Genomic DNA, 16,984 nt, shown 5'->3' on the forward strand with positions numbered 1-16,984 from the left:
CCTTACTCTCCGCGCGCCGCCTGATTCAGTTTCTTGCTGGCTTGCAGGGCCATGCCCTTGGCCTTCTTGACGTCCAGGCCCAGTTCGCCCGCCACGTCGTCCACCTTGCGGCCCAGTTCGCGGGTGGCGGTGACCAGTTGCTGCTCCTGCGCCGAGAGGACATTTAGGTGCGGCTTGAGCTGCGCCCAGGTAAAGGTGGGCTTGGCCGGGGCTTTTGCGGGCACTTTCTTGGCCGCCATCTTGGCCGCCGTTTTCGAGGCAGGTGCTTTGGTGGCCGTCTTTTTAGCAGGAGCTTTCCTCGCTGCCCCTGTCTTCGCCGCCGCCTTCTTCGGCTTGCCCACCTTCGCCTTGGGTTCCTTGCCCCTCTCCTCCAGAATTTCCAGCGCGCGTTCAGCGGTCAGGTTGTCCTCGGATTCGCCCTTGCGGAGGGTGGCATTGCGCTCACCGTCGGTCAGGTAGGGGCCGAAACGCCCGGATTTGAGGACGATATCGGCGCGGCCCTCGTATTTATAGGTGCTGAGCGGCGGCGTGGGCGAGCGGCCCTTGCCAAAGCGCGGTTGCTGGAACAGCGCCTCGGCCTCGGCCAGTGTCACCGTGAACAGTTCCTCGTGGGTGGTCAGGCTGCGGCTGTCGTTCGCACGCTTCAGATATGGGCCGTATTTGCCGTTCAACGCCCAGACTTCCTCGCCCTCAGAGGTGCCGACGAGCCGGGGCAGGCTCAGGAGTTTCAGGGCACGCGGTAGCGTCAACGTGGCCAGATCATCGGTGGGAAACAGGCTGGCGGTACGAATCGGGGGATTCTCAGCACCCAGCGTGACATAAGGCCCGTAGCGTCCGGCACGGGCCACCACCGGATGTCCGCTGGCTTCATCCACGCCCAAGGGGCGGTCTCCGCTGGGGCGACTCAGGATGTCCTCGGCCATTTCCAGGTTCAGCTCGTCGGGCGCGAGACCTTCAGGCAGGTTGGCCTTGTCCTCGCCGCGCTGCATATAGGGGCCATAACGGCCCACGCGAACCTCGATGCCGCTGCCCTCCAGCTTTGGAACGGCGATGGTGGCAATGCCGCGTGCGTCGATCTCGCCCATCTGGCGGTCAATCAGGGGACGCAGGGCCATGCCCTCGCCGTTGACGCCCAGATAGAAACGTTGCAGGTATGGCACGCGCTTGGCCCGGCCTCCGGCAATGTCGTCCAGATCCTCTTCCATCTTGGCGGTGAAGTCGTAATCCACCAGATTGCCGAAATGGTGTTCCAGCAGCGCAGAGGTGGCGAACGCTGTCCAGCTCGGCACCAGCGCCTGCCCCTTCTTGGTGGCGTAGCCCCGGTCCTGAATGGTGCCCAGGATGCTGGCATACGTGCTGGGGCGGCCAATGCCCGCGCCTTCCATGTTCTGAACCAGACTGGCCTCGGTATAGCGGGCGGGGGGCTGGGTTTCGTGGCCCTCGGGCTTCACCGTTTCGGCGGTCACACGCTCACCCTGTTTCAGTGGCGGTAGCGGCGTTTCACGGTCTTCCAGCGCCGCGCTGGGATCGTCGCTACCTTCCACATAGGCGCGCAGGAAGCCGGGAAAGTCGATGGTGCGGCCAGAGGCGCTGAGGCCGACTTCCTCGCCAGCCCCTCCTGAACTGCCCCGCGCCTTGCCGCCCAGACGCACGCGCAGGCTGCGGCCCCGCGCATCGGCCATCTGGCAGGCCACGGTACGCTTCCAGATCAGGTCGTACAGACGCCATTCGTCGCCGCTCAGCTCACCGCGCAGAGAATCCGGCGTGCGGAAGCTGCTGCCAGCGGGCCGGATCGCCTCGTGGGCTTCCTGGGCGTTCTTGGCCTTCTTGGCGTACACGCGCGGCTGCGGCGAGAGATACGGCCGCCCGTACATCTGCGACACCTGCGTGCGGGCAGCGGTCACAGCTTCGACGCTGAGATTGGTGCTGTCGGTCCGCATATAGGTGATGTATCCGCCCTCGTAGAGCCGCTGGGCGGCACGCATGGTGCGGGTGGCGGCGAAGCCCAGTTTGCGGCTGCCCTCCTGCTGCAAGGTGGACGTAATAAAAGGTGGATAGGGTTTTTGCGTGAACGGCTTTTCCTCGGCAGAGGTCACGGTCAGCGGCTGCCCGGTTAGACCGTCTGCCAGTGCTTTCGCTTCCACCTCGGACAGCATGCGAACTTTCGCCTCAGGCTTGAGCTTACCCGTCAATGGATCAAAGTCCTTGCCCACCGCCAGTTTCTGTGCGGCCACATCCGTTAGACGGGCGGGAAAGGTGGCGTCCTCCGCCGTGCGCCCGGTGATCAGCAGGTCCCACCACGGGGCACTGATAAAACGCATCCGCTCGCGCTCACGCTCCACCAGCATGCGGGTGGCCACGCTCTGTACACGGCCCGCCGACAGCTTGGGGGCCACCTTCTTCCACAGCACCGGGCTGACCTCGTAGCCGTACAGCCGGTCCAGCGCGCGGCGGGCTTCCTGCGCCTCCACCAGATTGGTGTCGATCTGGCGCGGCGAGGCAATCGCGGCCTGAATGGCTTCCTTGGTGATCTCGTGAAAGACCATGCGCTTGACCGGCACCTTGGGCTTCAGCTCCTGAAACAGGTGCCACGCGATGCTCTCGCCCTCGCGGTCATCGTCTGTCGCTAGGATGATCTCGTCGGCCTCGGCGGCCATCTTCCGCAACTTGGCGACGTGCTGGCGTTTCTCCGGCGACACCACATAGAGAGGCTGGAAGTCGTTCTCGATGTCCAGTCCCAGCCGCGCCCAGGCCAGCCCCTTGTATTTCTCGGGAATGTCCGCCGCACTCTTGGGCAGGTCACGGATATGCCCGATCGACGACTCCACCGCGTACCCTTTTCCCAGGTACTTCTCGATGGTGCGGGCTTTGGCGGGGGATTCGACAATAACAAGTGTTTTAGACATGGGGGGCCTTGGACATAGGGGGCAACACTCCTGGCGCACTTTGCGAAGACGTCAGGTCAATCACTCTCAGCGTGACCTGACGTTTGAAAGGCAGGCCCGAGGGTAGCACGGCCCCCAAACAGCTTTCGGGAGGTAGAGCGCAAAAGGCGGACAGGCCGTTGTGGGCGCAGATCACGGCGTCAGCAGCCCACGGTCTGGTGGGAAATACCGATCTGCATGGCCGCCATGCCACTTTAAGAATATCTTCATGCTACGCTGCCCGCCATGCGCTCCAGGGGGTCCACCCTCTCTCTTCTTCCGCTGACCGTGCTGGCCCTGCTGGCGGTGGGTTTTCTGGCGCTGCCCAATCTGCGTGTGCCCAATACCGAGCGCCCCCATCCCACCCTGATCGTGCTGGGTGCGGCGCAGTACGCAGGACGGCCCAGCCCGGCCTTTCAGCGGCGGCTGAACCACGCACTGGCGCTTTATCAGGGCGGCGGCGTGACCCGTATCGTGGTCACGGGCGGCAGACGCCCCGGCGATCCCTTCAGCGAGGGCGAGGTGGGGCAGGCGTACCTGGAGAAATACGGCGTCCCGGCCTCTGCCCTGCTGGCCGAGGCACGCAGCCGGACCACCCTCGAAAACCTGCGCTTTGCCCGCACCATGCTGCCGCCCCACACGCCCATCACGCTGGTCACCGACGAGGCCCACGCGCCACGCGCCCTGGCCCTGGCCCGCGCGCTGGGCATGGAAGCCGATGTCAGTGCCAGCCCGCTGAGCAAGGGCGTCAGCCGCAGTTACCTGCTGCGCGAGAAGGTGGCGCTGGTGGCTTACGCGCTGATCGGCATTCGGCTGTGATACGGATTCCGTCTGTTTCGCGTAGAAATCGGGACAGCGCCGATTCCTCCGCTCCACGCCCGGAACCCGTTTTTCTCCCACTCACTCCGTTCGGATTTCCAGGTGTTTCCAACACCTTTCAATCGGAGTCCGTATAAAGCGTGATCCGCGTCACTTTGCGTTAGAGTGGTGATGTCCCGCAAGGGACGGGGTGCATGACAACTGGGGAAAAGCGAGCAGGCCATGAACTCCGAGCGTGAAGAAGCGCCCGGATTCGCACTCCGGGCGCTTCAAAGGAGGTGATATTCCTATGACTAAACATCGTAAGGATACACCGAAACGCCGACGTAAACCGAGCGCGGGTGACGTTGCTGTGATCTTAACAGCAATCGCTGCCCTGCTCACCGGTTTCGCGGCGGTCCTGACAGCCCTGAAGTAACGCCCCTCGCCCCCCAGTTGCACCTTTATACAGATATCGCAGTAAAGATGACGCCCGGAGGGGCGATTTTTCGTTTTGACCCCTCAGCGCCTCAACCTTCTGACCAGACCGCCCATCTCCGGCATTCTCAGCACCAGTGCGCCCAGCAGGTAGGCAACCAGTCCTGCGCCGCCCGCCACCATGAGGCCGATCAGGCCAGCGACGATAGAACCGGGAGCGGGAATGAACGGGACGAAGCGCAGGGCAAGCCACGCCACCAGACCCGCGATCACCGACAGCGGCAGCACCCGCGCCAGATGCGCCGTGATCTCGCGGCCCGGGAAGCCCAGCGCACGGCGGTACAGCAGGGCCAACGCCCCGGCCATCAGAATGCCGGAAATGGCGGTGCTGACCCCGAAACCCAGCAAGCCCAGCGGCGGCACCAGCAGGCGGTACAGCCCTACCTCCAGCACAAAGCCCACAGCGCTGACGATCACGGCTTCCATCGTGCGTTCGCGGGCGTAGAAGGTCCGCAGCAGCAGGGTCACGATGGCCCAGGGAACGAGGGCCAGCGCCCAGCCGGTCAGGATGCCGCTGCCTGCCTCGAACCGGGTCAGGGAGTAGTCGGCGCGCAGGTTGAACAGACTGACGGCGTAGGGGGCCAGCGTGACCAGCAGGGCGCTGATCGGGGCGGCCAGAAAGGTGGTGGTGCGGATGCCCTGCACGGTCAGCGCCTTGAAAGCAGGCCAGTCGCGCGCGGCAGCGTATTCGGAAAAACGGGGAAACAGCGCCAGCGCGGGGGACACCACGAACAGCCCGTTCGCCATCGTGAACAGCGCCTCGGCGTTGCCGTACCCCGTTTGTGTGCCCTGCGGAAACTGCGAGGCATTGGTCAACAGCCGGGTCACGTACAGGTTCAGAAACTGCCGCGCCCCGGCGGTCAGGGTGAACGGGGCCATCTGCCGCAGCACCCGCAACAGCGCCGGATTGGGCTTCAGGCTGGGCGTGGGCAGCAGGCCAAAACGGTTCAGCGAGGGCAACTGCACCACCAGTTGCGCCACCCCGCCGATCAGCCAGCCGAAGGCCAGCCAGGTGGCGGTGTTGGGCAGCAGCAGCAGCGCCACGATGCTGGCAATGTTGAAGGCCACCGGGGCGAAACTGCTCTCGCGGAAATGCTCGTCGGCGTTCAGCAGGCCCATCGCCACGGCAGACAGGCTGATCAGCATCAGAAAGGGCATGACCAGTTGCGTCATGTACACGGCCACGGCGCGGTCGATGTTGGCATCCGCCGCCGTCAGCAGGCCCACGATCCACGGCGCGGCCAGAATACCCACCGCCATCAGGATCAGGTTGACCGCGATCAGCACGCCGCTGAAGGTCTGCGCCAGCTTCCTGCGCTCGGCGGTGTCCAGCGACTTGTAGACCGGGATAAAGGAGTTGACCAGCGCGCCCTCGGCCAGCAGTTCGCGCAGCAGGTTGGGTACCTTGACCGCCACGTTAAAGGCGTCGGTCAGCGTGTCTCCGAACAGGTTGATGATCTGCTGGCGCACGATGCCCGACAGCCGCGAACCCAGCGTGCCCGCCATGACGATCAGGGTATTGGCGCGCAGAGATTTGCGTGGGCCACCCGTGGGCGGAACGGGGGCGGGGTTCGCGGGGCCTTGCTTGGATTCACGGGGATCAGGGGCGGCGGGCGGGACGGTCACGCGGTCAACTGTAGTGGATTGGGCTGCGGGATGTGAGGAAACAGACAGACGGGGGCACAACGCGGTCTTCTGGCCGCCCGCTGAAAGTGAGGCCACCGGGCAGACCATCCCCTCAAACAGACTGGAAGGGCATCTGGGCAACACCCGTGAAAAGGTCCTTGCTCTCCCCTTTCTCTGGCCCGGCGAAGAGCCAGAAAAAGCCCTCTCCGTGGGGAAAGGGCCAGCGGAGTGATCGTGCGCGTGTAACGACTACACCTCCTTCGTTACACGCGCCGTCCCATCCGCCCCCACCCGTAACCGCGCCTCCCCGAACGACGCATCCAGCGTCAGTCCTTTCAGATACACGCGGAGATGTTCGGGTAGGTCATTCACGGTAAACGGCGTGCGCGGCGCGGCCACCAGACGGTAAACGCTGGACTCATCGGGCACGCGGTCATACACGAAGGCTCCCCGGCGCTGGGGCGGGGTCAGGTGTTCGTCGAAACCACCTGCGGGGGCGTTGGGCGGCTCGGTTTCGGGGCGGGTGTCGATCCAGACGTGCAGGGCCTCCAGCAATTCCTCGGAGGCCAGGGCCGCGTCCGGCACCCCGGCGTCGTCGCCCGCCGCCATGAACTGCGCGACATGCCCGCGTGCATCGGCGGCGAACCAGTCGAATTCCACGCCGCGCAGTTCCTCACGGGTAATGACGGTGTGCGGCGCACTCTCCCCCACCCTACTTGCCCCCCAGCGCCTCGGAAACCACGTCGCGGGCCTCCTCCATCACCTGCTTCAGATGGTCCGCGCCCTTGAAGCTCTCGGCATAAATTTTGTACACGTCCTCGGTGCCGCTGGGCCGGGCGGCGAACCATGCCTCGGCTGTTGTTACCTTCAGGCCGCCGATGGGCGCGTCGTTGCCGGGGGCGCGGGTCAGGCGGGCGGTGATCGGATCGCCTCCCAGGGTCTGCGCCTTCACGTCCTCGGGCGACAGGTTGCCCAGAATCTTCTTCTGCGCGGGTGTGGCGGGGGCATCCTGACGGTCATAGGCGGTTGCGCCGTATTTCTCGGTCAGGTCCGCAAAGCGCTGACTGGGGGTCTTGCCCGTCTTGGCGGTCATCTCGGCGGCCAGCAGACCGGGGATCAGGCCATCCTTGTCGGTACTCCACGGGCTGCCGTCCAGGCGCAGGAAGCTGGCCCCGGCGGATTCCTCGCCGCCAAAGCCTAGATCACCCGTCAGCAGGCCGTCCACAAAATATTTGAAGCCCACTGGGACTTCCACCAGATTGCGGCCCAGTCCATTGGCCACACGGTCGATCAGCGCACTCGAAACCAGTGTTTTGCCCACGCCTGCCTCGGCACGCCAGCCGGGACGGTGCTGGAACAGGTAATCGATCATCACCGCCAGATAGTGATTGGGGTTCATCAGGCCGTCGGCGGTCACGATGCCGTGCCTGTCCGCATCCGGGTCGTTGCCCACCGCCACGTCGAAATCGTCTTTGAGACGCAGCAGCCCGGCCATCGCGTAGGGGCTGGAGCAGTCCATGCGGATCTTGCCGTCCTTATCGACGCTCATGAAGGCGAAACGTGGATCGACGGTGTTGTTGACGATCTCGAAATTCAGGTTGTACTCGGCCAGGATCGCCTGCCAGACGGGCAGACTGGCCCCGCCCAGCGGATCGATACCGACATGCACGCCGCTTTCGCGGATGGCGTCCAGATCGATCACCTCGGGGAGCTGGCGCACGTAGGGGGTGATGAAGTCGAATTCTTCCAGCTTGCCCATCGCGTCTTCCAGGGACAGGCGTTTCACGTCGCGCATTTCATTTTCCAGAATGGCGTTGGCGCGGGCCTGCACCGCCCCGGTCACGTCGGTGTCGGCGGGACCGCCACTGGGCGGGTTGTACTTGAAACCGCCGTCCTGCGGGGGGTTGTGGCTGGGCGTGATCACGATGCCATCCGCCGTTCCGCCCTGGCCCGCGCGGTTGTGTTGCAAGATCGCGTGGCTGATCAGGGGCGTGGGGGTCATCACGCCGGGCTGCACGCACACGCGCACGCCGTTGGCGGTCAGCACCTCCAGGGCACTCATCCACGCGGGTTCGGACAGGGCGTGGGAATCCAGGCCCATGAACAGCGGCCCGCTGATGCCCGCCGCTGCGCGGTGTTCGGCCACCGCCTGCGCCACCGCCAGAATGTGCGCCTCGTTGAAGGTGCCGTTCAGGCTGGTTCCCCGGTGGCCGCTGGTGCCAAATGCCACGCGCTGGAGGGGATCGGAGACATCCGGGCGCGTCTCATAATAGTGCGCCACCAGACGGGGGATGTTGGTCAGCAGGCTCTGAGGAGCGGGTTTTCCGGCCAGTTCGCTGATGGTCATAGTGGGCAGTTTAGCGGGGGACGGCCCGGCAGCCGGGCAACATGAGCAAAGGTCAGGCCCAGGCTGGACAAAAAGCCTGTCGCCCGCCCCGGCGCTCACGTTTCATAAATGTAACGGTCACCCAATTTGGCGTGGGATGGGGCAAAGTGAGCAGCATGAAGAAAATGATGATGGCGGCTATGGGCGTGGGACTGACCGGGATGCTGGCGAGTTGCGGAAGCGGAAGTGCGCCAGACGGCAGCGCCGAGGGTAGAATTACCAGCGTTCGCACAGAATATCGCCAGGGTTCAGCCACAGGTGGTTTTATCGCCTGCAACAATGTGACCAACAACCCAGGACGCACACAGCAGACCCAGGTGGCAATGCGTTTCACGCTGGCCGGAACTATTGAGTCCATCAAGATTGGCCTCAAGGGCAACACCAATGGCGACAGAGATGACAACTTCACCACCACCGCGACAGGGCAACAACTGGCAGACCTCGGCAATGGAAACTACAAAGTTCTGTTCAACGCCAATTCGGGAGCAGCGGGGGAAATGCTGCCTCAGAGCATCGTCGTGACCCCTGCTGCCGTGAAAGTCAAAGTGGTCACGGCAAGCAACTTCCTCGGGAGTTTCTACCCACGAATTGATGTCAAGACGGGAACTGCCAACTTTCCCATCATTGCCCTGAATCTCAGCACCAATGTTTACCGTGACTGTGCCGTCACGAGCGTTACGGGCGAAGATATCTGATCCGACTTTCAGTCGTGCGCCGGAGCCTCGTGCCCCGGCGTTTTTTATGGTCTGTCCTCAGCTTTCCTGAAGGCAGGCGTCACGCTCGGATCAGCTTCATAGGCCACAGTGAGCAGCATGAAAAGACTGTTGATGGCGGCTGTAGGACTGACGGGCGTGCTGGCGAGTTGTGGCGGCGTGGAAGTCATCATTGATCCTGGCATCGTGCCCGTGAGCAACCTGCGCCTCCTGAGCTACACCAGTCAGTACACGCTGGCAAATGACGCTGTGGATACCAAAAGTGGGACTGTCTACTCCAAGGGAACGCCGATCATCTGCAACAACCTGAACACCCGCCTGAGCGTTGATGTCACGTTCAACGGCACCATCAACCAGTTCGGGGCGCGACTGGAAGGCCGGGATACTGGAATGACCAAGACGATCTATTCCAACGCTCTCGGTAATGTTCCTTCGGGCAATCCCTCCACCTTTGAGTTCGTTGTTGGGCCAAACACCGCGCCCCTGAGTGTTCAGCCCAGAGGCTTGAGCGCCCAAGCCATTGTCGTTACACCCGTCAACACCATCTCGGTTCAGGGGGCGTCCTTCGTGACCGTGCAGGCCCAGAGCGGCGACGGAACGGTCAGCAATTCTGTGTCCAGCGTGCAGGCCCTGCCCATCGCAAATTGCAATACGGGCGGCGCTCAGCCCCTCTCGAACTGAGCTTTCACCATCTGCAAGCCGCCCCAATATCGGGGCGGCTTTTTCATTGCAATACTCAGGCAATCAGCGGATGCAACTCGCCTGCGCTGACCAGCCCCAGCCAGTGCAGGGCGCGGCTGGCGCTGACGTACAGCAACCGGCGTTCGTACTCGGTACTTTCATCATAGGTCTGCACATTGGCGCTGCTCACGATAGCCGCGCTAAATTCCAGCCCCTTGGCGAGACTGACCGGCAGGATGACCAGCCCGCCCCGGAAACGGTGTTCCTGCGTGGTGATCGGCTGGGCGTCGGTGTCGAAGTCGCGCAATGCTTCGGCCAGTCGGTCCGCGTCCACGGCGCGGCGGGTCACGATGGCGATGTTGACGTGTCCGGCGGCCTGCGCGTCCTTGACGGCCTGGGCGATCAAGGGGAGTTCGCCGTTCGGGGCATCTGCGGGTCCGGTGTAGCGCTGGACCTCGGCCCCGTCGCGGTCCACGCCCTGCACCTGCGCGGCGCGGTTGTAGGTGGCGGCAATCCGTGCGCCCAGTTCGGTGATCTGCTTGGTACTGCGGTAGGTGCGGCCCAGCGTCAGCACCTCCGCGCCGGGCAGCACGGCCTGCACCGCCTCCCAGTTGCTTGGCCCCTTGTAGCCGTGCATGCCCTGATTCAGATCGCCCAGCGCGGTCAGGTGTCCGGCCCGCGTGGCACGGCCCAGCAGCGCGTACAGCAGCGGCGAATAGTCCTGCGCCTCGTCCAGCACCACATGGTCAAAGGGTTCCAGAACGCGCCCCACCTGCCGCCCGATCCCCCCCGTGAACGCCTGCACCGCCAGCATGAGCGGCAACTCGGTGGCGTCGGCGTGGGCGCGGCGGGGGGTGGGAATGCCGCTCAGGGGATCGGTGGCGAGCAGGGCAATCTCGCGTTCAGTCAACAGGCCGCTGGCTGCCAATGCCTCAGGGCTGCCCAGCAGGCGGCGGGCCTCGGTGACGGGGGTGGTGCTGGCGAAGATGCGGCCCAGGAGCGCGGTAATGGGCGCGGAGAGCTGGCGCAGCACACTGGCTTCCTCGTCGTCGGGGACGTTCAGGTGCGAGATGGCCAGATCTTCCACGGCCCGGCGAAAGCCCGCGCGGTAGCCGCTCAGCGGATCGGCGGCGAACACGTCCCGCAGGATGGCGTGCAAGTCGGTATCGCTCAGGGCAAAGATTTGCGGATCACGTCTGTTCAGGGCCACCTCTTCCCGCAATGACTGGCCGCGCAAGGAGGCGTTAAAGCGGTTCCACAGATGGGTGCGGATCACGTCCAGCATGCGGGCGTCCCCCAGCAACTTGGCCCGCCTCCAGGCCAGCGCGCGGCGGGTGTTGTCGTGATCGGTCAGCAGCAGCGTCAGAGTGCGGTCCGTGACCTCCAGCTTTTCCAGACCCAGCAGCCCTATCGCCCAGCTTTCGGGCGTGGTCACATTGACGGCCCCGATGCCCAGTTCGGGCAGGATTCGAGCGGCGTAGGTGGCCAGCACGCGGTTGGGCATCAGCACCATGCACGCCTCGGCCCGCGCCTGATGCGGCCCGCGTTCGGCGTTGGTCATCCAGGCCAGACGGTGAAAGCCGATGGTGGTCTTGCCCGAACCCGCCGCACCCTGAATGATCACCGGAGTTCCGGCGGGGTAACGCATGGCGGTGTTCTGCTCGGGCTGGAGCGTCTCCACCACGTCGCGCATTCCGGCGGTGCTGCCTTCTTCCAGCCTTCGCAGCAGCACTTCCTCGCGGCCCCCGGTGTCGCCTCCGGCCTCGTCGTCGTACAGATCGGTAACGCGGTGCAGCGTTTTGGCCGCAATGTCCAGTTGCCGCCGCCGCTTGATGGTGCCCTCACCGCCCCGGCGCGGTGTCCAGCCCAGCGCATCGGAGTAGAACAGGCTGCCCACCTCGCTGTCCCAGCCCACCACGCTGTGCGGCCCCTTCACGTCGCGAAAGCCGTGCTTGCCGATGTACAGCGTCTGCTCGCGCCCGCCCACGCGCACCTTCAGGCTGCCGAAGTACGGATGATGCACATGCGGAGACAGCATGGCGGCATGTTCGCCCGCCTCGTCGGCCAGGATGATGCTGGTTTCCAGGTCCGCGCCCATCTGGCGGTCCCGGTCCTCCCAGAAATCGATCTGGCGCAGCATGGCGTCCACCGTGCCTTTCAAGTGCGTGGTCTCGGGTTGGAAGTCTGGATGGTTGTCGTGGATGGGTGGGCGGGCAGAAGCAGGGGCAGACATCGCCGCCCAGAATACGGGGTCTGGGCAGCGGGAAAAGGGATGCTTGGGATTGACTTTAAGGGGGTGGGTTGTTCGGGGATTTTGTTGCTCAGCGGGAGGGGTGGCTGTTTGCGGTTTAACCCCTCCGGCGCTCCGCGCCACCTCCCCTTAGAAGGGAGGCAAGGGGCAGTTTGATTTACGTTTACACCCTCCTAGACGAGATCTTTTAGCTCCCTCCCTCCTTGCGGGGGAGGGTTGGGGAGGGGGGTGGCGGGCGCAGCCTGCCCTTCTCTTACCCCGCCACCGCTTCAGCTTCCGCCAGCTCCCCGATCTGCTCGCCCGACTCGTCCAGCACAAACTTGTCAATATATGGCGAGTTCATCAGATGCAGCGCGCCCATGTACTTGAGGCGGAATTTGACATAGCTGCCCACCTTCAGCCCGGCCTCGTTTTCGCCCACGTTCAGCACCAGCATGTCACTGCTGCCGCCGATCACTTCCAGACGCTCGTCCACAGGTTCCAGATACTGCGGCGAGATGTCCAGGTAACCCACGTCCAGAATGGCGCGGTGGCTGGTGCTGCCGCTGCTCTCGGCCTCGGCGGTGACGCCAAAGGGGTTCTTACCCAGCGTGCCGGAGGGCATCGTGGGCTTCTCGGCCAGTTCGATGACCTGGGCGTGCAATTCCAGCACGTCGTCGTGCATGCCGGCGAAGGTGTCCTCGGCAACTAAATCCTGCCCGAAGAACAGCGCCTCGCCAATGCGGAAGTGGTTGATGGCCTGGGGCAAGCCGCCCGCGATCAGTAGTGGGATGGTCACGGTGGTCCCGGCGCTGACCCACTGGATTTCCACGTTGTTCTTCAGCTCGATGATCTTCTTGTACAGGCCCAGTTGAATCAGCTTGTCCTCGCTGGGCATCACACCGTTCAGACAATTCAGGTTGGTGCCGATACCGATAATTTTGATGTTCGGAAGCTGAAAGACCTGGGCGTAAAACGCCTCGATGTCCTCGCGCAGCACGCCCTCGCGCAGATCGCCCATCTCGATCATGATGATGATCAGGTGCTGCCGGTCCTGACGCACGGCCTCGGCAGAGATGGCGCGGATGGTCTCCAGTTCGGTGTTGAAGCTCACGTCCGCCCAGGTCACGAGGTCCTCGATTAAAGCGGAGGCGGGCGGCTTGATGTACACCGTCTGCGCCCCCGGACTCAGCTCCTTGATGGCCCGCAGGTTGCTGATACGCGAGTCCAGCAGTTCCAGACGGCCCAGGCGAATCACTTCGTTCAGAAACAACTTGTTGCCGCACAGCAGCTTGGTGGTGATGCCCCAGTCGATGTGATGCTCACCAAACAGGGTTTCCAGAAAGTCGAAATTGGCCTGCAATTTGGGGCGGTTCAGCGTCAGATATGCCATAAGTTCGCCTCCCTAGCGTTGCAGGCGCATTTCGAGATACTTGTTGGTGAAGCCCAGTCGCTCGTACAGCTTCCTGGCGGGATTGTGAGGCTCGACGTGCAGGGCAACGTTCCCCTCCACATTCGCCAGCACGGTTTCCATCAATTGTTTGCCCAGGCCACGCCCGCGCGTCTTGCCGTGGACGGCAATGTAGACCAGGATATTTTCGGGAATGAAGCCGCCCATGCCGGTGCGGTTGGTGATCACCGCGCCCAGGATTTCCCCATCTTCTTCGGCGTAAGTGACGCTGCCGCCTCGCTCACGGGCGTAGGCAAGGCACGCCTGAATGTCGTGCAGGGCGTCGCCGTACTCATCCAGATGCGTATGCAGAAATTCGGCGACGCGCCCGCCGTCCTCGGCGCTCAGGGTCTCCGGGGCATCTGGCCCCAACGTGTAATTTTTGATGTTCAGGGTTTGAATGGTCATTCTTCCCCTCCTCTTTGCCCCCAAGGTTAAGGGCAGATGTGTCATGGCCGCCTCTCGCCCGCTTGAGCAAAATTTGAGCTTGAGGACGGCAATCCGTAGGGCGACAAAAGAAAAGGCCGCCCCGCAGCAACAGGGCAGCCTAACGCAGGGGGGCGGAACGATTTGGAAGATGCGGCACGGCGCAAGGAGAAGGAAACTACTCGCGCCTGTTTGGCTCGGTGCGAATGGCCCAGTTCAGACCGAAGATGGATAACCACGAGACAAATCCGTACCAGGGACTGTAATGGCCCCAAATCTGATCAACGCCCCACGAGAGGACGAGTAACAAGAGCAGCAAAGGCAACGAGCGCAACAGATAACGGCGAAAGCGGGGACTCATGGCCGGATTGTTCGCCCGGCCAGTCAATCGCAATGTGGCCCTCTCCACGGCTATCAGGCTTTCAGAAGCCTCGCCCAGAACCGTTCCACCCGCACTCTACCCAGCTCTAACCAGACCAGAGACACCCTCCGCCCCACGCCAAAGAGGACGGCAGCCTGAGCAAAACGCCGCCCCAGTTGTGCTGCCTGCTTCAAGGTCAGGCCGGGCAAGATCACGGACGGTTCGGCCCACTGCCCCTCGCCGTTGACACCGGGCAAATGTGGGCGCGAGGCGATCAGGGCTAGCAATTCACGCCCGGCCCACAGGTTATCGGCTTCCGGCTGATGCTGCCCGCCCGGATTCCAGGCCGTGACGATGGCCCAGGTTCCAGCAGCCCAGGAAGGCGCGGCGGCTGAGGGTTCGGAGACAAGGCGAAAGCGTTCACCCGGTGTGCCGTAGCTGGCTGACAGGAAGGCGGCGCGCTGTGCCGTCATTCCCGGCTACCGGTTCACGATGGCTGCCGTGTTCAGAACCACGCCCTGGCGGAAGCGCAGCACGACGCTGACCTTCTGACCCGGCTTGAAATTGCCACCCAGCACCACGCGGTAGCCCGAGCCGCCGCTGAGAACCAGATTGCCAGTGATCGGCACGGACGCCACCACCTCGCAGCGGGGGGCGCATTTCATCAGGCGGGCGCGGCCCAGGCTGCTCCAGACACCCAGCAACTCATCCGGCTTGGACGCGCCGATGCGGCCCGTCAGGAGTGCGCCGCCGTAACTGGGCATCAATTTCAGATCGGCAGACAGTCCGGCAGGATTCTGGGCCGACGCGCCCGGAACCAGCAGGAAGACCGCCAGCGCCGCCGCTTTCAGCTTCATTCCTCTCCTCCGGCGTCTTCAGCGCTGTCCGCGTCCACCGGCCCGGCGCTGTCCACCTCGGTCTTCATCACCTCGCGCAAGACGCTGGTGGCGAAGCTGCCCTTGGGCAGGGTGAAAGACAGCGTGTAGCCGTCCTCCTGCGGGGTGACGCTGGCCTCCTCGGGGAACACGCGGGTTAATCGGCGGTCCCCACGCCGGGAGGAGAACACGCCCGGCGTCAGGTCAAAGAGGGCCAGGGCCTCGGCTTCCAGCGCCCCGGCTTCCAGCGTCAGCGGTTTGGTCTTCTTGCCGAACAACGTGCCGGTGGCGCTGACCTCGCCGCGTTCGGCGCGGGGCGACTCGGCAGCGGCGTCCTCGACCAGAAAGACCCCGCCCGTATCGTGCTTCTTTGCCATATCGCCCGCCAGCAACGAGGCGAACAGACCGCGTTCCAGACGCAGGCTGAGAGAAGCGTTGAACACCGCACTCTGCACGCTGGAGATCAGGAAGCGGCGCACGCGTGGGTCACGCAGACGCGATTCGCCGCGCAGCACGCGGAGACCCTCCTCGGCATTCAGGCCGCCCAGGCCGAAGCGTTGCGGACCAAAGTAATTGGGCACGCCCCCCACACCGAGCAGATTCAGGACGGCTTCAGCCTCGGCTGCGCCGCCCGCCGCGTCCCGCACGCGCACCACGAAGCGGTTGCCGCGCAGGTGGCCCATGCCCAGTTTGTTGCCGTGCCGGGTGGTGTCCAGAATCCGCACGCCGTCCAGCGCAAATTCGCCCAGCCGCCGCTCGTACTTGGCGGGCACGCTGAGCCACTGCGTTGTCACGGCGTGTCGGTCTTTCAGGCCCGCCACGCCAATGTCGCGGTCACGCACGCCCACCTGGGCGCTCAGTTCGCGCAGGACATGGGCGGTGGTGTGCCCGGTCTTCTCCACATGCAGGTACAGATGATCGCCCTCACCCGAAAGCGGATACGCACCCACTTCCTCTACCCGGAAATCCTGGGCTTCAGCGCGCAGCGTTCCGCCCGTTCCTGCCGATTCCGTCAGCGCCCGCAGGGCTGCCCATTCAAACACCAGACTCACGATTGCAGCAGCCTATCCCGGCTTCCTGCGGCGGGCGTGAGAGGGCGCGGGCGGGGGAGCCATGCTCAGTTCAGGACGCGCCCATCGGCCCGGCCCAGCGGAGTCCAGTCGGCGCGGAACAGGTGGGCTTCCTGTTCCTTGCCGGGGCCGTACCACACGCGCACGCCGCTGTCGCGCTCGCCCACGGGCAGCAGCGCCTCCTGCCCGGCGCGCAGTTCGGACAGCACCTCGCCGTCGGGGCCGCGCACCCGGTACCACGCGTTAATTCCAGCGGGGGACCAGCCCGCCAGCCGCACCGGACGCTTGGAGATGTTCTTCAGGTGCGCGCCCTGCTCGCTGAGGGTCACGCTCAGGTCCGGCCATTCCGGGGTGACGGTGCGGTGCCAGCGGGTCTGGAAATTCAGCGTGGGGCGGGTCCTGGCGGCTGCGCCTTTCGCCGGATACAGCGCCACGCCCAGCAGTCCCGCCATGCCCGCCAGCAGCGCGCACAGGGTCGCCACGAAGGCCACCGGCTCGGGACGCTGATTCTGGAGGATGCCGAAGGCCAGCGCCGCACCGATAAGAACGGACACCAGCGGCCACGCGGGCGAGGGGCGAGCAGGGGCGCGGCGGTAGGGCAGCGGCCAGTACTCGGCCAGCAGCAGCGCCGCCGCACCCAGCCCGAACAATGCGGGTACGTCCAGCGTGGGCGTCAGCAGCAGCAGCGCCAGCCCCGGCACAGCCCACCACGCCACGCGCGGCAGATAGCCCAGCCGGGCCTCGCGCCCCGTTCGCAGCAGCCATTGCAGCGCGATCAGACCGATGACCACGGCATACAGACCGCTCACCTCGGTCAGCGGGGTCAGGTCCAGCAGTGAGCCGAGGCCGCCCAGCCCAACCGATGACACCAGACCAGCCCATGAAACCAGTCCGGCCCGTAAAGCCTCCAACTCTTGCACGTCAGTCTCCTCGTGGGTGGACCAGG

14 protein-coding genes are annotated in these 16,984 nt (G+C 64.5%); 3 read left to right on the forward strand and 11 right to left on the reverse strand.

What is annotated here, in order from left to right; genetic code table 11:
* Positions 1-2: 2 nt before the first annotated feature.
* On the reverse strand, positions 3-2,906 hold the full coding sequence (gene topA, locus Q319_RS0103225) for a type I DNA topoisomerase (protein WP_029480505.1): 2,904 nt from the start codon (positions 2,904-2,906) through the stop codon (positions 3-5).
* A gap of 264 nt (positions 2,907-3,170) precedes the next feature.
* On the opposite strand from topA, the gene Q319_RS0103230 reads away from it, so the two are divergent.
* Positions 3,171-3,743, forward strand: a complete 573-nt coding sequence (locus Q319_RS0103230; RefSeq protein WP_029480506.1) for a YdcF family protein — start codon at positions 3,171-3,173, stop codon at positions 3,741-3,743.
* A 501-nt stretch (positions 3,744-4,244) separates the two neighbouring features.
* Here the strand turns inward: Q319_RS0103230 and murJ are convergent.
* The 3 genes from murJ to pgm all read right to left on the reverse strand — a co-directional run bounded on the left by murJ (position 4,245) and on the right by pgm (position 8,193).
* Positions 4,245-5,846 carry a murein biosynthesis integral membrane protein MurJ gene (gene murJ / locus Q319_RS0103235; protein ID WP_425387975.1) on the reverse strand — a complete coding sequence of 534 codons (1,602 nt, stop codon included), beginning with the start codon at positions 5,844-5,846 and terminating at the stop codon, positions 4,245-4,247.
* 249 nt (positions 5,847-6,095) lie between these two features.
* Positions 6,096-6,557: a hypothetical protein gene (locus Q319_RS0103240; RefSeq protein WP_034413562.1), complete on the reverse strand. Its 462-nt coding sequence runs from the start codon at positions 6,555-6,557 to the stop codon at positions 6,096-6,098.
* Position 6,558: 1 nt separating this feature from the next.
* Complete coding sequence (gene pgm, locus Q319_RS0103245; protein ID WP_029480511.1) at positions 6,559-8,193, reverse strand: phosphoglucomutase (alpha-D-glucose-1,6-bisphosphate-dependent); 1,635 nt, start codon at positions 8,191-8,193, stop codon at positions 6,559-6,561.
* Positions 8,194-8,348: 155 nt separating this feature from the next.
* On the opposite strand from pgm, the gene Q319_RS25325 reads away from it, so the two are divergent.
* Positions 8,349-8,927 (forward strand): hypothetical protein, encoded by a 579-nt coding sequence (locus Q319_RS25325; protein ID WP_156039149.1) that lies wholly within the window; start codon positions 8,349-8,351, stop codon positions 8,925-8,927.
* A gap of 117 nt (positions 8,928-9,044) precedes the next feature.
* Positions 9,045-9,626 carry a hypothetical protein gene (locus tag Q319_RS0103255; protein WP_029480514.1) on the forward strand — a complete coding sequence of 194 codons (582 nt, stop codon included), beginning with the start codon at positions 9,045-9,047 and terminating at the stop codon, positions 9,624-9,626.
* 55 nt (positions 9,627-9,681) lie between these two features.
* Here Q319_RS0103255 and Q319_RS0103260 read toward each other — a convergent pair whose 3' ends face one another.
* The 7 genes from Q319_RS0103260 to Q319_RS0103290 all read right to left on the reverse strand — a co-directional run bounded on the left by Q319_RS0103260 (position 9,682) and on the right by Q319_RS0103290 (position 16,958).
* Complete coding sequence (locus Q319_RS0103260) at positions 9,682-11,859, reverse strand: HelD family protein (RefSeq protein ID WP_342667880.1); 2,178 nt, start codon at positions 11,857-11,859, stop codon at positions 9,682-9,684.
* A 271-nt stretch (positions 11,860-12,130) separates the two neighbouring features.
* On the reverse strand, positions 12,131-13,249 hold the full coding sequence (locus Q319_RS0103265) for an alanine racemase (protein ID WP_029480516.1): 1,119 nt from the start codon (positions 13,247-13,249) through the stop codon (positions 12,131-12,133).
* Positions 13,250-13,261: 12 nt separating this feature from the next.
* Positions 13,262-13,714, reverse strand: coding sequence for a GNAT family N-acetyltransferase (locus Q319_RS0103270; RefSeq protein WP_081845865.1), 453 nt, complete (start codon positions 13,712-13,714; stop codon positions 13,262-13,264).
* A 432-nt stretch (positions 13,715-14,146) separates the two neighbouring features.
* Complete coding sequence (locus Q319_RS0103275; RefSeq protein WP_029480519.1) at positions 14,147-14,566, reverse strand: DUF3293 domain-containing protein; 420 nt, start codon at positions 14,564-14,566, stop codon at positions 14,147-14,149.
* Positions 14,567-14,572: 6 nt separating this feature from the next.
* Positions 14,573-14,950, reverse strand: a complete 378-nt coding sequence (locus tag Q319_RS0103280) for a hypothetical protein (RefSeq protein WP_156039150.1) — start codon at positions 14,948-14,950, stop codon at positions 14,573-14,575.
* A complete protein-coding gene (gene truD, locus Q319_RS0103285) occupies positions 14,947-16,020 on the reverse strand; it encodes a tRNA pseudouridine(13) synthase TruD (RefSeq protein WP_029480522.1) in 1,074 nt (357 codons plus the stop codon). Before truD ends, Q319_RS0103280 begins: the two co-directional genes overlap by 4 nt.
* A 65-nt stretch (positions 16,021-16,085) precedes the next feature.
* The gene (locus tag Q319_RS0103290; RefSeq protein ID WP_245618932.1) at positions 16,086-16,958 is read right to left on the reverse strand and encodes a hypothetical protein; all 873 of its coding nucleotides are present in this window, start codon (positions 16,956-16,958) and stop codon (positions 16,086-16,088) included.
* Positions 16,959-16,984 lie beyond the last annotated feature (26 nt).

The organism is Deinococcus marmoris DSM 12784 (assembly GCF_000701405.1).
GTDB lineage: Bacteria > Deinococcota > Deinococci > Deinococcales > Deinococcaceae > Deinococcus > Deinococcus marmoris.

Coding starts and splice junctions, on each gene's coding strand:
- topA (WP_029480505.1), bottom strand. CDS start 2,906: ATGTCTAAAACACTTGTTATTGTCGAATCCCCCGCCAAAGCCCGCACC.
- Q319_RS0103275 (WP_029480519.1), bottom strand. CDS start 14,566: ATGACGGCACAGCGCGCCGCCTTCCTGTCAGCCAGCTACGGCACACCG.
- Q319_RS0103230 (WP_029480506.1), top strand. CDS start 3,171: ATGCGCTCCAGGGGGTCCACCCTCTCTCTTCTTCCGCTGACCGTGCTG.
- Q319_RS0103260 (WP_342667880.1), bottom strand. CDS start 11,859: ATGTCTGCCCCTGCTTCTGCCCGCCCACCCATCCACGACAACCATCCA.
- Q319_RS0103255 (WP_029480514.1), top strand. CDS start 9,045: ATGAAAAGACTGTTGATGGCGGCTGTAGGACTGACGGGCGTGCTGGCG.
- Q319_RS25325 (WP_156039149.1), top strand. CDS start 8,349: ATGAAGAAAATGATGATGGCGGCTATGGGCGTGGGACTGACCGGGATG.
- pgm (WP_029480511.1), bottom strand. CDS start 8,193: ATGACCATCAGCGAACTGGCCGGAAAACCCGCTCCTCAGAGCCTGCTG.
- Q319_RS0103265 (WP_029480516.1), bottom strand. CDS start 13,249: ATGGCATATCTGACGCTGAACCGCCCCAAATTGCAGGCCAATTTCGAC.
- Q319_RS0103280 (WP_156039150.1), bottom strand. CDS start 14,950: ATGAAGCTGAAAGCGGCGGCGCTGGCGGTCTTCCTGCTGGTTCCGGGC.
- Q319_RS0103270 (WP_081845865.1), bottom strand. CDS start 13,714: ATGACCATTCAAACCCTGAACATCAAAAATTACACGTTGGGGCCAGAT.